This window comes from Microbispora sp. H13382, assembly GCF_014161445.1.
In the GTDB taxonomy this organism is placed as follows: domain Bacteria; phylum Actinomycetota; class Actinomycetes; order Streptosporangiales; family Streptosporangiaceae; genus Microbispora.
The window spans coordinates 832,060-845,565 of record NZ_JABBXA010000001.1; the positions used below are offsets into that span (position 1 = coordinate 832,060).

Genomic DNA, 13,506 nt, shown 5'->3' on the forward strand with positions numbered 1-13,506 from the left:
GTTCGATCATCCTCCGGCCGCCGATATAGGGTGTGCGCGTGGCGACCGGGCTGCGGCGACTGAGCGTTCTCGACTGGATCAGGTTCGGACTGCTCGCGGCGGGCCTGGTCTTCGTGGCCACCGGCCTGCTGCCGGCCGAGGAGGCCAGGGACAGCATCGAACGCATCGCCCCTCTGCTGCTGTTCCTCGGCGCGGTGATCGTGCTTGCGGAGTTGACCAAGGAGGCGCAGGTCTTCGACGTCATCGCGACCCGCATCGCGATCGTCGGCCGGGGCAGCTACGCCGTTCTCTTCCTGTTCTGTACGGCTTTCGCCTCGCTGGTCACGATCTTCCTGAACCTGGACACGACGGCCGTCCTGCTGACGCCGGTCATGCTGGCCCTGGCGCCGCGCGCGAAGATCGCGCCGCTGCCGCTCGCGATGACCACGGTCTGGCTGGCCAACACCGCGAGCCTGCTGCTGCCGGTCTCCAACCTCACCAACCTGCTCGCCATGAACCGGGTCGCGCTGACCACGCAGGAGTTCGCCGCGCGGATGTGGGCCCCGCAGGCCGTGTCGATCGCGGTGACGATGGCGTTCCTGTGGGCGTTCTACTGGCGGCGGGGCGAGCGGGGCGAGGACCGCTACGAGCCGCCGCCACCGGTGCCCGTGGCCGACCGGGTGCTGTTCGGCGTCGCGGGGGTGGCGTGCCTGCTGTTCATCGTCGCGATCCTGGCGGGGGTGGAGATCGGCGTCGCGGCGCTCGTCGCGGCGGTCGCGGTGGTCGCCGCCTTCGCCTGGCGCGACCGGGCCAAGCTCGTGTGGGGCCTGATCCCCTGGCGGCTGCTGGTCTTCGTCACCGGGCTGTTTCTCGTGGTCCCGACGCTCAGCCGCCTCGGCCTGGCGGACGTCATGCGCGCGCTCGTCGGCGTGGGCGGCGACGGGGACGGCGCCTACCGCGCGGCGGCCGCCGGAGCCGCGCTGTCCAACGTGCTCAACAACCTCCCCGCGTACGTCGCGGGCGAGCAGGTCATCCCCGCGGCCAACCACACACAGCTGCTGTCGCTGCTCGCGGGCACCAACCTGGGCCCGCTGATCACGCCCTGGGGCTCGCTCGCGACGCTGCTGTGGTTCGAGTGGTGCCGGCGGGGAGACGTGCGGGTGCCGCTGGCCAAGTTCGTCGCCACCGGCGCGGGCCTCGCCCTGGCGGGCCTCGCCGCCACGGTCACCGTCCTGGTCCTCACCGCCTGAGCCGCCGCCCGGCCGGGGTCCGGCCCACGGCTATGGTCGCCGCTGAGAACGACACGGCGAAAAGTTGTGGGTTTCCTCATTCGCCGGATGGAGGGTCTTGGTATGGGATCGATTCGTGACAGATGAACAGAGCACGCCGAAGCGGCGCTTCCCCGCAGCCGACATCGCCAGAGTCAGCGTCTTCGCCGCGCTGATCGCCGTGCTCGGCCTGCCGGGCGCGCTGAACGTCTTCGGCGACGCGGTGCCGATCACGCTGCAGACACTCGGCGTCATGCTCGCCGGGGCGATCCTGGGCACGTGGCGGTCCGCCCTCGCCGTGACGGTCCTGCTCGTGCTGGTCGCCGCGGGGCTGCCCCTGCTGGCCGGCGGACGCGGCGGGCTCGGCGTCTTCACCGGTCCCTCGGCCGGCTTCCTGCTCGGCTGGCTTCCCGGCGCGGCCCTGACCGGGTGGATCGTCGAACGCGGCGGACGCGCGCCGGGCACGGTCCGGCTGGTGGCCGCCTGCCTGGCCGGCGGCGTCGGCGTGGTCTACCTGTGCGGCATCCCCGTGCAGGCCCTGGTCACCGGGCTGTCCCTGGGCAAGACCGCGCTGCTCAGCGCAGCCTTCCTGCCGGGCGACCTGGCCAAGGCGGCGCTGGCGTCGATCGTGGCGCGGGGCACCCAGCGGGCCTATCCTGACGCGGTCCCGGCGGTGCACCGCGAGCGGCTGAGGGCAGGGGGGTGACCCGTCCGTGCCGGTAGCCGCGCAGGTCATGCGGCACGCCGCCGTCCGCCCGCAGCGAATCGCTGTGTCCGGTCCTGAGGGGGACCTGACCTATGCCGAGCTCGCGGACCGGGCCGTCCGTGCCGCACGCCGTCTCGCCGACGACGGGATCGGGCGCGACGCGCTCATCGCGGTCGGCCAGGCCGACCCGGCGGCGCTGCTCGTCGCCGTGCTCGCCGCCGATCTGGCGGGGGTCACGCCGCTGCTGTGCGACCACGCCTGGAACGAGGAACGGCGGGCGCAGGTCATGGCCGCGGTGCCGGCGGCCGCCCGTTTCGACGCCCCGCTCCCGGAGGCGGACGGCCCGCCCGTACGGCACCGTCCCGAGCCGGACGACCTCACCTGGGCCTGCTTCAGCTCCGGCAGCACCGGCAGGCCCCGCGCCGTGGTGCGTGGCCGCGCCTCGTGGACGGGGTCGTTCGCCCACCTGGACGAGCTGACCGGGATCGGCCCCGGCGACGTCGTGCTGATCCCCGGCCCGCTGGTCTCCTCCCTGTACGGCTTCGCCGCCGTGCACGCGCTGGCGGCGGGCGCGACGGCCGTGGCGCCCGGCCGGTGGTCGCCGGGCGCGCTGGCCGGGCAGTTGCGGCGGGCCACCATGGTCCACGTGGTGCCGCACCGGCTGCCCGCCGTGCTGGACGCCCTGGCCGCGGCCGGAGGCCCGCTGCGCACCGCCGTGGTCGGCGGGGCGGCGACGGACTCCGCCGCCCGGACCCGGGCGGCGACGGCCGGAGTGCGTGTGGTGTCCTATTACGGCGCCACCGAGCTGTCGTTCGTCGCCGTGGACGCCGACGGCTCCGGGCTGCGGCCCTTCCCCGGCGTCGAGGTCGACGTCAGGGCGCTGCCCGGGCAGGCCCTCGGCGAGGTGTGGGTGCGCTCCCCGTGGCTCTGCGAGGGTTACCTGGCCGGCGCGACGGGCCCCCTCCGGCGGGACGGCGACGGCTGGATGACGGTCGGCGACCTGGCGGAGCCGTACCGGACGGGCGAGGTCCTGCGGCTGCGCGGCCGGGGCGACGGCGCGATCCAGACCGGCGGCGCCACCGTGGTGCCCGAGGACGTCGAGGAGGTGCTGAGGAAGGTGCCGGGAGTGGACGACGTGGTCGTGGTCGGCACGCCGCACCCGCACCTGGGCGCCGTGGTCACCGCGGTCGTCGAGGGCGAGGACGCGTCGCGGGCGGCGCTGGAGGCGACGGCGCGCGCCGAGCTCGACCCGGCGCAGCGCCCCCGCCGCTGGTACGCGGCCCGGTCCCTGCCCCGCACCCCCACCGGGAAGCCGGCCCGCGGCCTCGTCGCCGCCCGCCTCGCCGCCGGCGGCGACCCCGGCCTGCGAAGGCTCGGCTGAGATGGACGAGCAGGCGGTCGTCGTGGCGGCCCGCCGCACTCCCATCGGCACCGCCGGCCACGCGTTCCGGGCCCTGACGGCCGACCGGCTCGCCGCGCCCGTCGTCGAGGCGGTCGCCCGCGACGTGGCGCACCTCGGCGTCCCGGTCGACGACGTGGTGCTGGGCAACTGCACGGGACCCGGGGGCAACCTGGCGCGGGTCTGCGCGCTCGCCGCCGGGATGGGCCACGAGGTGCCCGGCGTCACCGTCGACCGGCAGTGCGGCAGCGGCCTCGCGGCGATCCTGCTGGCCGCCCAGGCGGTGCGCTGCGGTGACGCGGACCTGGTCGTCGCCGGGGGCGTGGAGAGCGCCTCGACCGCGCCGCTGCGGGCGCACCGGCACGAGGGTGAGCCGGCTGTGCCGTACGAGCGGGCGCCGTTCGCCCCCGAGGGACACCCCGACCCGGACATGGGTCCGGCCGCCGAGGCGCTCGCCGCCGCGCGCGGCGTGACCAGGCAGCGCCAGGACGCGTACGCCTGCCGGAGCCACGCGCGGGCGCTGGCCGCCCGGGAGGCCGGCCGGTTCGCGCGCGAGATCGTCCCGATCGGCGGCCGGGTGGACGACCAGCGCCCGCGCGTGCTGCGGGCGAATTCGCTGGCCCGGCTGCCCGCCGCGTTCGTGCCGGGGGGTACGGTGACGGCCGGCAACTCCTCCCCGGTCAGCGACGGGGCCGCGGCCGTCGCGGTCGTGCCCGAACGGCTGCGCGCGGCGGGCGGTCTGCCCGGTCTGCGCCTGCTGGCGGGCGCCGTCGCGGGCTGCGACCCCGCGCTGCCCGGGTGGGGACCGGTGCCCGCCGTACGGCGGGTGCTGCGGCGGGCCGGGGCGGACCTTGAGAGGGTGGCGGCGGTGGAGATCGTGGAGGCGTTCGCGGCGCAGGTGCTCGCGGTCACCGACGCGCTCGGCCTCGATCCCCTCGGCGCGGACTCCGAGCGCGTGTGCGCCGACGGCGGCGCGCTGGCCCTCGGCCACCCCTGGGGCGCGAGCGGCGCCGTGGTGGTGACCCGGCTGTTCAGCCGGCTGGCGGGGGCGCCGAAGGGGACTTTGGGCCTGGCGGCGGTCGCGGTCGGCGGCGGTCTCGGGATCGCCGCCCTGTTCGAGGTGGTGTGAGTGATCCGGCTGGAGGACGTCCATGTGCGGCTCGGGCAGCGGGAGGTGCTGCGCGGCGTCACGGCCTCGCTGACCGAGCGCCGCGTGGGCGTGGTCGGGGCCAACGGCTCGGGCAAGAGCACGCTCGCGCGCCTGATCAACGGGCTGGTCCTGCCGTCCTCGGGCACCGTGACCGTGTCCGGGCTCGACACCCGCCGCCACGCGGCCCGCATCAGGCGCGGCGTGGGGTTCCTGTTCACCGACCCGGACGCGCAGATCGTGATGCCCACGGTGGCCGAGGACGTGGCCTTCTCGCTGCGCCGCAAGGGGCTGGCGCGCGAGGAGGTCGAGCGCCGGGTGCGGGAGGTCCTGGAGAGGTACGGCCTGGCGGAGCACGCCGACCATCCCGCCCACCATCTGTCCGGCGGCCAGAAGCAACTGCTCGCCCTCTGCTCGGTCCTGGTGCTCGAACCGGAGATCCTGGTCATGGACGAGCCGACCACGCTGCTCGACCTGCGCCACTCCCGGCAGGTCGCCGTGCTGCTGCGGGACCTGCCGCAGCAGGTGGTCGTGGTCACCCACGACCTCGCGCTGCTGGAGGACTTCGACCGTGTGCTCGTGATCGACGAGGGGCGGGTCGTCGCCGACGCCGATCCCGCCGCCGCGATCGGCCACTACCGGAAGACGATGGCGTGACCGGGCTCACCGGCGCCTACGTGCCGGGCGGATCGATCCTGCACCGGCTGCCCGCCGGCGCCAAGCTCGCCGGGCTCGCCGTGTCCTGCACCGCGCTCCTGCTGCTGCGCTCGCCCGCCGCGCTGGCGGGCGCCGCGGCCGCCGTGGTGCTGCTGTACGCCGTGTCCGGGGTCGGCGCCGCGGCCGCCTGGGCGCAGGTGCGGCCCGTCCGCTGGTTCGCCGTGGCCCTGTTCTGCGTGCAGCTGGTCTTCGCCGACCTGCCCGCGGCGGCGTCCTCCACGCTGCGCGTCGTGCTCGCCGTCGCCCTGGCCGGACTGGTCACGCTCACGACGCGCACCGGCGCGCTCATGGCCTGCCTGGAGCGCTGCCTCACCCCCGTCAGGTTCGCCGGGCTTGACCCGTTCCGCCTGTCGCTGCTGCTGTCCCTCACGCTGCGCAGCGTGCCGGTGATGGCGGACCTGGTCACCCGGGTGCGGGACGCCCAGCGCGCCAGAGGGGTCGAGCGCAGCGCGCGCGCCTTCGCCGTCCCGCTGGTGGTGGGCGCACTGCGGCACGCCGACGCGCTGGGCGAGGCGCTCGCCGCGCGCGGCCTCGACGACTGACCCCGCGCCGGCGGCGAGTCAGAGCGGCGGCAGGGCGGACGCGAGGCGGCGGGCCTCGGCGACCAGGTCGAGCAGCTCCCCGACCAGTGCGGGCGGCGCGGCGACGAAGCTGCGGTCCTCGGGCGGGCCCTCGGCGGACGCCTCGAACGGCCCGCCGTCGAGCCGCCGGATCTCCACGCCGGCCTCCCGCGCGATCAGGGCCCCGGCGGGCAGGTCGAGCCCCTCCGCGCGGTAGCCGATCATGCCGTCGATGTCGCCGCGGGCGAGCATCGCCCAGCACAGCAGCGGGGCCCAGAGCTGGAGCACTCGCCGGGCGCGGGCGTCCATCGTCATCTTCAGCGACCGCGCCGCCGGGTCCCGCCGGGAGACCCCGTGGCCCTGCGTCCAGGCCAGCACCGGCCCGTGCGGGAGCTCCCGGCGCGGCGGTCCGGTCAGCGGTCCCGCCGGCCCGCGGGCCCCCGCCCCGGCGACGGCGGACCAGGTGCGGCCGGACAGCGGCTCGTGGACGACCCCGAGCACCGGGCGGTCGCCCGCGCACAGCGCCAGGCCCACGACGTACGCCGGGAGACCGATCGCCACGTTGTTCGTGCCGTCGAGGGGATCGACGAGCCAGGTCCACCCGCCGTCCGCCAGGTCGCCGTCGTGGGCGCCCGACTCCTCGGCCACGATCCGGTGGGAGGGGAACTCGGCCCGGATGCGGTCGAGGATCAGCTTCTCGGCGGCCAGGTCGAGGTCGGTGACGACGTCGCCCGACCCGCCCTTGGCGTGGACGGCGACCGCTCCCGGCGCGCTCTCGCGCAGCACGGCCCCGGCGGACAGGGCGGCCTCGACGGCTACCCGCCTGGCGTGTTCGAGGTCCACAGGCTCCTCCTGGCCAGCTCGGCGGCACGTACGGTCTCGGCGTCGTCGAGGCGTTCCCGCCTGACGTGGTGGAGGGGTGTGACGAGCGGCCCGAGCGACAGGTCGCCCAGGCCCGGCCTGCCGCGGCCGAGCGCCACGGTGGCGGCCTCGCCGTCCTCGGGGATGACGCTGCTGTGGAAGGCGCCCGCGGCGAGCGTGTAGGTCTCCCCGGCGCCGAACAGCTCGGCGCGTCCCGGGGCGTACGCGACGGTCCTGGGGGTGGGGCGGACGACGTCGCCCGACGGCGTGCTGACCACTTCGAAGACGCGGTGGGTGGGAGACCGCGAGGTGTCGGTCACGACGGCGTGGACGTTGCGCACCTGGCCGTACAGGACGTGGCTGACCAGGTCCCAGCTGTGGCAGTGCACCTGCGAGGTGGTGCTGCGGGCGCGCCGCGTGGCGGGGGTCCACACGTGCACGCACACCCCGAGGTCTCCCTCGCGGACCAGCGGCAGGCAGAGGAACCCCAGCGGGTGCCGCACGCCCCGCACCTGCGAGCCGCCCGCGGCGATGTCCCCGAGCACGCCGAGAGCCCACTCGCGGGCGTCCCCGCCGGCGAGCGCGTCGAGCACGTCCCGGTACCTCATGGCGCGTACGGGTCCTTGGCGCGAAGCGCCTTGCGGGTGACCTCGACGACGTCCCGGTCGGTGAACGACTTGGGCAGCGGGAGGCCGACGCGGTCGAACAGCCTGCGGACCTCCTCGACGGTCGGCTCGTCGCTCAGCGGCACCGACCGGTACCGGTCGATCGCCACGCGCCGGGCCTGCTCGAAGCTCGTGCGCAGCTCGGTGCCGCAGCTCTCGTAGAAGAACGAGCCGCTGAAGGCGATGATGGCCCGGTTGGGGTCCTCGGACGTCATGATCAGGGCACGGCCCGACATGTCCCAGCGGAAGGTCGTCATCACCGGCGACAGCCCCACCGCGATGTCGAGCAGGCCGTACCGCTGGCGGTACCAGAACGCGGCCAGGACGCTCGCGTACGACTCCTTCCTGGCCCGGTCGGTCGTCCACACCTCACCGGTTCCGTCGGGCCGGTCCGACAGCGACCTGCGGTAGTGCGCGTAGCCCTCGCACACCGCCTCGTCCGTCGGGTCGATGATCTCCAGGCGGACCGTGAGGTGCCGCTTCTCGCGCCGCGCGGCGGCCACGCACTCGGGCAGGGTGACGGCGCGCATGTAGGTGCCGGTGCCCCCTTTGAACGCCCAGCGGTCGGTGCCCCGCCGCGCGTCCGCGTGCGCCTGCGCGATCTCGTCCTGACTGCCCAGGATGCGGATGACCGCCATGTCCTCCAGGGCCCGGCGGGTCCCCGCGACGAGGTCCTCCAGCTCGTCGAGGCGGTCCAGGCGTTCGGGAAGCCGCGTGAGGACGCCGGAGGTCGCGTGCATGGCCTCCTCGACCGGCTCCTGCCGGGCCCGGTCGCGCAGCAGCGCGGTCGCGACCAGGGCCAGCACGACCAGGGTGGTGCCGCTGACGAGCTGCGACTTCACCTTGTCCGGGATCACGTCGTCGGGCAGCACGCCGAGCACGCCCACCGCCACGGCCAGCACGAGGGCGATGGCCCCGTCGACGTTCTTGGCCGCCCACGCGAGCGATTGGCCGACGGCATTCCGCAACCCCGCCATGGTCAGCCCCGCCATCCCGTCAGTGTCGGCCCCCGACTGGAATCGTAACTACAGGGTCATGATCCGGCCAAGGGTCGGCCATGGGTCGGCCATGGCTCGGCCATGGGCGGGCCGCGGGCCTCGCGGGCGAGGAGCGGAGCGGGTATCGGGACCGGAATTGTCGGTCGCCGCGCGTAGGTTATGGAGGTGAACCGGAGCGGACGTCGCACACGTCTGCGTCCCGCGCCGGTGGACGGGGCGAGTGAGGAGCTGAGCGGGCGATGACATCCATGATGGACCTGAAGCGCAAGGTCGCGCCCTTCGAGGTCGTCACCGACATGACGCCGTCCGGCGACCAGCCCACGGCGATCGCGGAGCTGGAGCGCCGGGTCAGGGCCGGGGAGAAGGACAGCGTCCTGCTCGGTGCGACCGGCACCGGCAAGACCGCGACGGTCGCGTGGCTGATCGAGCGGGTGCAGCGCCCGACGCTGGTCATGCAGCCGAACAAGACGCTCGCCGCCCAGTTCGCCAACGAACTGCGCGAGATGCTGCCGAACAACGCGGTCGAGTACTTCGTGTCGTACTACGACTACTACCAGCCCGAGGCGTACGTCCCGCAGAGCGACACCTACATCGAGAAGGACTCCTCGATCAACGAGGAGGTCGAGCGGCTGCGCCACTCGGCGACCTGGTCGCTGGTGTCGCGCCGCGACGTGGTGGTGGTCGCCTCCGTCTCCTGCATCTACGGCCTGGGCACGCCGCAGGAGTACGTCGACCGGATGGTCGGGCTCAAGGTCGGCCAGCAGATCGAGCGCGACCAGCTGCTGCGGCGGCTGGTCGACATGCAGTACACCCGCAACGACCTCGCCTTCACCCGGGGCACGTTCCGGGTGCGCGGCGACACGGTCGAGGTCATCCCGGTCTACCAGGAGCTGGCCGTCCGCATCGAGATGTTCGGCGACGAGATCGAGAAGCTGGCGACGCTGCACCCGCTGACCGGCGAGGTCGTCGGCGAGGACGACGAGCTGCACATCTTCCCCGCCTCCCACTACGTGGCCGGCCCCGAGCGGATGGAGCGGGCCATCGCCGGCATCGAGGCGGAGCTCGCCGAGCGGCTCGCCGACCTGGAGCGGCAGGGCAAGCTGCTGGAGGCCCAGCGGCTGCGCATGCGCACCACCTACGACATCGAGATGATGCGCCAGGTCGGCACCTGCGCCGGGATCGAGAACTACTCGCGGCACATCGACGGCCGCGAGGCGGGCACCGCGCCCCACACGCTGCTCGACTTCTTCCCCGACGACTTCCTGCTGGTGCTGGACGAGTCGCACCAGACCGTCCCCCAGATCGGCGCGATGTACGAGGGTGACGCCTCGCGCAAGCGGACGCTGGTCGACCACGGGTTCCGCCTGCCGTCGGCGATGGACAACCGCCCGCTCAAGTGGGAGGAGTTCCTGGAGCGCATCGGCCAGACCGTCTACCTGTCCGCGACGCCCGGCCCGTACGAGCTGGGCCGCAGCAAGGGCGACGTGGTGGAGCAGGTCATCCGCCCCACCGGCCTGGTGGACCCCGAGGTGATCATCAAGCCCACCAAGGGGCAGATCGACGACCTCATGGAGGAGATCCGCGCCCGGGCGGAGCGGGACGAGCGGGTCCTCGTCACCACCCTGACCAAGAAGATGGCCGAAGACCTCACCGACTACCTGCTCGACAACGGCATCCGGGTCCGCTATCTGCACAGCGAGGTCGACACGCTGCGCCGCATCGAGCTGCTGCGCGAGTTGCGCATGGGCGAGTTCGACGTGCTCGTCGGCATCAACCTGCTGCGTGAGGGCCTCGACCTGCCCGAGGTGTCGCTGGTGGCGATCCTCGACGCCGACAAGGAGGGCTTCCTCCGCTCGGAGACCTCGCTCATCCAGACGATCGGCCGGGCGGCCCGCAACGTGTCCGGCCAGGTCCACATGTACGCCGACAAGATCACGCCCAGCATGGAGCGGGCGATCGAGGAGACCAACCGGCGCCGGGCCAAGCAGATCGCCTACAACGAGGCGCACGGCATCGACCCGCAGCCGCTGCGCAAGAAGATCGCCGACATCCTGGACAGCCTCGTCCGTGAGGACGCCGACACCGCTCAGCTTCTCGGCGGCGCCGGGCGCCAGCAGTCGCGCGGCAAGGCGCCGGTGCCGGGGCTCGCGTCCCGGGGTGCGGGCCAGCACGCGAAGGCGATCGCGGGGGAGATGCCCCGTGCCCAGCTCGAGTCGCTGATCGAGTCGCTGACCGAGCAGATGCACAACGCCGCCGCCGATCTGCAGTTCGAGGTGGCGGCCCGGTTGCGCGACGAGATCAAGGAACTCAAGCGGGAGGTCCGCGACATGCGCGAGGCCGGCGTGAAGTGACGGAGCGGGCGACCGTGCGGTCACCGCACAAGGACCCGCGCGGGAGCGCGGCGAGCGCTCCTGACCTGGCGATGATCGCGCGGTAAGCGCGCCAAGCCGTGACCGCCCGGGCCCGCCGGTCCGGGCGAGTCTCCATGGCCGGGCGGTGACTCGCAACACCGCCCATAACTCTGTGAGACCGTCGGGGTCCGCCGGCCTGCGAGCCGCGCGGGCGGCACCTCCTCGGGCCGGCGCCCATGCGGCCGAATTTCAACCCGGTTCTGGTGAATCGTGCGCTGGAACCGCCGGTGGGTGAAGTGCGCAATTTCGCCGTTTCGACAACGTGGCGGAAATGCCGCCGGCTGCGAGGAGATGGGCGGGGTGCGGGCTCCGAACGCGGTTGACCTGGACTGTCGCGGGGAAGGCATTCGCTGGCGCGTGGATCCGCGCGTTATGGGAGTAGCTCGATTGGAGCGGCTCCGACCGGGCGAATTCGTCTGTGACAAATCGGGGAAATCATGCGTTCGACGACCAACGCGTCAGGGCCTGCCGTTCGCCTCGCACTCGCCGTCGGATCGGTGACCGCGCTCCTGGCCGGTTGCGGCGAGGCTCCGGCGCGCTCGTTCGCGGCGGTGCCGGTGAACCGGCCGGTCACGCTCGTCCCGGTCTCGTCCAGCCCGCCCGCGACGCCCGCACCGTCGCCGGCGGCGGGCCTGTCGGCGACACCGAGCGACTTCGCCGGCTGCCGGGACGGCGACTGCGAGGCGCGGGTGCGTGCGGGGGACACCATCCCCATCGACCCGGGGCTGGGCGTGGACGAGATCTCCGTGGTGGGCCTGCGGGGAGACGCCGCCAGAATCGCCTTCACCGGCACCTCGACGGTCGTCGACGGCGCGAACACCAGCATCAGCCGGAGCTGTTACAACGACCGCTGCCGAGTCAGGGGTGCGTTGACGATCAGCACCAGCAGGCCGGGCCGCATCGGCGACGTCGGACTGCGACTCACCCGGGTAGAGGGCGACAGCGCCTTGTTGGTGCTCCAGCCAGCCGCTGGCGAGTAGTGATTCCACGAGTTCCCAAGGGCGCGACTGCGCGCAGGCCCGGCGGTGTCACCGTATCGACGCATCCCGCGCCGACCGGCGGCGGCGATACGGGGGAAACGCGGTCACGACTGGTCCGGAGACCTTGGCCTTGCGCGAAAGTAGCGTGCGGTACGCGCCATTTCGCCATCTCGGGCCGGCAGCCACGACGCGGAGCGTGAACGCCGTGGGGTGGGCGGCAAACCGGTGGCCGGTCTCCGTGGGCCCGGCCCAGCCCGGCATTTTCCGGCGGAGGTCCCCGGCCCCCGCCTGCCCGCCGGCCGCGCCCCGGCTCAGGCCCGAGAGTGTCGCAAGCCCGATTCGCGGTAGTAGCCGGGGACACGGCGCCGGGGCCGTCCGTTGACGGGAAGGCGGGACCGTCCCGCCGACCGGAGGAGGTTGCCGATGTTCGCGGCGCTCACCGGGCTCGGACTGTCGACCGCGGCCGGGCTCAACGCGTACATCCCGTTGCTGCTCGTCGGCGTGCTCGCGCGGCTCACCGACGCCGTGCGGCTGCCGCACGAGTACGCGTGGCTGTCCGACACCTGGGTCCTCGTGATCGTCGCCGTGCTGCTGGTCGCCGAGTTCGTCCTCGACAAGGTGCCGGTGGTCGACCACGTCAACGACATGATCCAGACAGCGGTACGCCCCGCCGCGGGCGGCGTGGTGTTCAGCGCCACGGCCGCGGCGGAGCGGCTGGACGAATCGACGTGGATGGCCGAGCATCCGGCGGTCGGCTGGCTGCTGGGGATCGCGGTCGCCCTCGCCGTGCACGTGGTCAAGGCCACGGCCCGGCCGGTGGTGAACGCCACGACGGTGGGTGTGGGGGCGCCGGTTGTGAGCACGGCCGAGGACGTGGGCTCGCTCGGCATGAGCCTGATCGCGATCTTCCTGCCCGTCCTGGTGGTGGTGGCGCTGACCGTGCTGGCGTTCACGGCCTGGCGGCTCATCCGCAGGGTGCGGCGCTACCGGGCGGCCCGCCGCGCCCGGGCCGCCGCGCCGCCCGGCTGACGGCGGGGCACGGCACCCGCGCCTCGCGCCGACGCTGCGCAGGTCGGATCAGCCGAGGAACCGGCTCAGGTCCAGGTCGATGTCAACGTCGAAGCCGACGTAGGTCGCGAGGCGCTTACGGTGGATCCCGGTCGGCACGTACGCCTTCACGCTCGGCTCCAGTTCGAACGTGTACAGGACCGGCTCCTGGTCCTCCAGTTCTATTCGCCAGAGATATCTGATCCCGGCGTCCGAGTACTTGATCGGCTTGGTTGTGCGGTCCCGCTCCTCCGAGTCGGGCGACACGACCTCGACGACGAGGTGGACCTCCTCGGGGCGGTAGAAGGTTCTCTGTAGATCGGAGACTGCCTCCCTGTTGACGACGAGGACGTCCGGTTCCGGCCGCTGCCGCAGGCCCAGAGTTATGGACATCTCTCTGGCGACCGCGAGATGACCCGGCGGCCGAATCCCGCGCTCGCGGTCGACCAGCAGATTGACCATCAACATATGAAAGTTGGTCTGGGGAGACACCATGATGAGAGACCCATCGATCAGCTCGACGTGCGCGGGGGCGTCAGGGGGAAGGTGGTCGAGCATGTCGGCGGTCCATCCGCCCGGCGGACCGGGATAGAACCACTCGGGGAAAGCCGCAGTCATCCGGTGTCCTCCTCTCCTTAGGGCGATCACTCGTCATGACAATCCTGCCACCCACCGTAGTCATAGCGACTCATTCTCAGGAAGGTCGCCGGCGCTCGGTCAGGCCGTACGTGACTCGTGCTCGGCGCAGGGGCGGGGGCGGGGGTCGGC

At 73.4% G+C, this 13,506-nt stretch carries 13 protein-coding genes; 9 read left to right on the forward strand and 4 right to left on the reverse strand.

Translation table 11 applies throughout. The annotated features are described in order from the left end of the window. Positions 1-38 precede the first annotated feature (38 nt). The 6 genes from HHX41_RS03720 to HHX41_RS03745 all read left to right on the forward strand — a co-directional run bounded on the left by HHX41_RS03720 (position 39) and on the right by HHX41_RS03745 (position 5,758). Positions 39-1,229, forward strand: coding sequence for an SLC13 family permease (locus tag HHX41_RS03720; RefSeq protein WP_182904765.1), 1,191 nt, complete (start codon positions 39-41; stop codon positions 1,227-1,229). 115 nt (positions 1,230-1,344) lie between these two features. Beyond that, complete coding sequence (locus HHX41_RS03725) at positions 1,345-1,953, forward strand: biotin transporter BioY (RefSeq protein ID WP_169978265.1); 609 nt, start codon at positions 1,345-1,347, stop codon at positions 1,951-1,953. A 7-nt stretch (positions 1,954-1,960) separates the two neighbouring features. Beyond that, positions 1,961-3,334, forward strand: a complete 1,374-nt coding sequence (locus HHX41_RS03730) for an AMP-binding protein (protein WP_182904766.1) — start codon at positions 1,961-1,963, stop codon at positions 3,332-3,334. 1 nt (position 3,335) lies between these two features. Beyond that, entirely contained in the window at positions 3,336-4,481 is a 1,146-nt protein-coding gene (locus tag HHX41_RS03735) for a thiolase family protein (RefSeq protein WP_182904767.1), read from the forward strand. Further along, positions 4,482-5,156 carry an energy-coupling factor ABC transporter ATP-binding protein gene (locus tag HHX41_RS03740; RefSeq protein ID WP_182904768.1) on the forward strand — a complete coding sequence of 225 codons (675 nt, stop codon included), beginning with the start codon at positions 4,482-4,484 and terminating at the stop codon, positions 5,154-5,156. Then, positions 5,153-5,758, forward strand: a complete 606-nt coding sequence (locus tag HHX41_RS03745; protein ID WP_182904769.1) for an energy-coupling factor transporter transmembrane protein EcfT — start codon at positions 5,153-5,155, stop codon at positions 5,756-5,758. Before HHX41_RS03740 ends, HHX41_RS03745 begins: the two co-directional genes overlap by 4 nt. Before the next feature lie 18 nt (positions 5,759-5,776). Here the strand turns inward: HHX41_RS03745 and HHX41_RS40165 are convergent, their stop codons facing one another. From HHX41_RS40165 to HHX41_RS03760, 3 genes are read right to left on the reverse strand one after another with little or no spacing between them, the layout of a single operon-like run. Continuing rightward, positions 5,777-6,619, reverse strand: a complete 843-nt coding sequence (locus HHX41_RS40165) for an inositol monophosphatase (protein WP_182904770.1) — start codon at positions 6,617-6,619, stop codon at positions 5,777-5,779. After that, positions 6,592-7,245: a hypothetical protein gene (locus HHX41_RS40170; RefSeq protein WP_182904771.1), complete on the reverse strand. Its 654-nt coding sequence runs from the start codon at positions 7,243-7,245 to the stop codon at positions 6,592-6,594. The genes HHX41_RS40165 and HHX41_RS40170 overlap by 28 nt, the downstream gene beginning before the upstream one ends. Beyond that, a complete protein-coding gene (locus HHX41_RS03760; protein ID WP_259400572.1) occupies positions 7,242-8,294 on the reverse strand; it encodes a hypothetical protein in 1,053 nt (350 codons plus the stop codon). The genes HHX41_RS40170 and HHX41_RS03760 overlap by 4 nt, the downstream gene beginning before the upstream one ends. A 245-nt stretch (positions 8,295-8,539) precedes the next feature. Between HHX41_RS03760 and uvrB the strand changes: the two genes are divergently transcribed. The 3 genes from uvrB to HHX41_RS03775 all read left to right on the forward strand — a co-directional run bounded on the left by uvrB (position 8,540) and on the right by HHX41_RS03775 (position 12,720). Beyond that, positions 8,540-10,651, forward strand: a complete 2,112-nt coding sequence (gene uvrB, locus HHX41_RS03765; protein ID WP_211591417.1) for an excinuclease ABC subunit UvrB — start codon at positions 8,540-8,542, stop codon at positions 10,649-10,651. Between the two features lie 557 nt (positions 10,652-11,208). Beyond that, the gene (locus HHX41_RS03770; RefSeq protein WP_182904772.1) at positions 11,209-11,691 is read left to right on the forward strand and encodes a hypothetical protein; all 483 of its coding nucleotides are present in this window, start codon (positions 11,209-11,211) and stop codon (positions 11,689-11,691) included. Positions 11,692-12,114: 423 nt separating this feature from the next. Beyond that, positions 12,115-12,720: a DUF4126 domain-containing protein gene (locus tag HHX41_RS03775; protein WP_182904773.1), complete on the forward strand. Its 606-nt coding sequence runs from the start codon at positions 12,115-12,117 to the stop codon at positions 12,718-12,720. Between the two features lie 48 nt (positions 12,721-12,768). Here HHX41_RS03775 and HHX41_RS03780 read toward each other — a convergent pair whose 3' ends face one another. Next, positions 12,769-13,296 (reverse strand): Uma2 family endonuclease, encoded by a 528-nt coding sequence (locus HHX41_RS03780; RefSeq protein ID WP_259400573.1) that lies wholly within the window; start codon positions 13,294-13,296, stop codon positions 12,769-12,771. Between the last annotated feature and the right edge of the window lie 210 nt (positions 13,297-13,506).

Coding starts and splice junctions, on each gene's coding strand:
- HHX41_RS03735 (WP_182904767.1), top strand. CDS start 3,336: ATGGACGAGCAGGCGGTCGTCGTGGCGGCCCGCCGCACTCCCATCGGC.
- HHX41_RS40170 (WP_182904771.1), bottom strand. CDS start 7,245: ATGAGGTACCGGGACGTGCTCGACGCGCTCGCCGGCGGGGACGCCCGC.
- uvrB (WP_211591417.1), top strand. CDS start 8,540: ATGACATCCATGATGGACCTGAAGCGCAAGGTCGCGCCCTTCGAGGTC.
- HHX41_RS03775 (WP_182904773.1), top strand. CDS start 12,115: ATGTTCGCGGCGCTCACCGGGCTCGGACTGTCGACCGCGGCCGGGCTC.
- HHX41_RS03760 (WP_259400572.1), bottom strand. CDS start 8,294: ATGGCGGGGCTGACCATGGCGGGGTTGCGGAATGCCGTCGGCCAATCG.
- HHX41_RS03780 (WP_259400573.1), bottom strand. CDS start 13,296: ATGCTCGACCACCTTCCCCCTGACGCCCCCGCGCACGTCGAGCTGATC.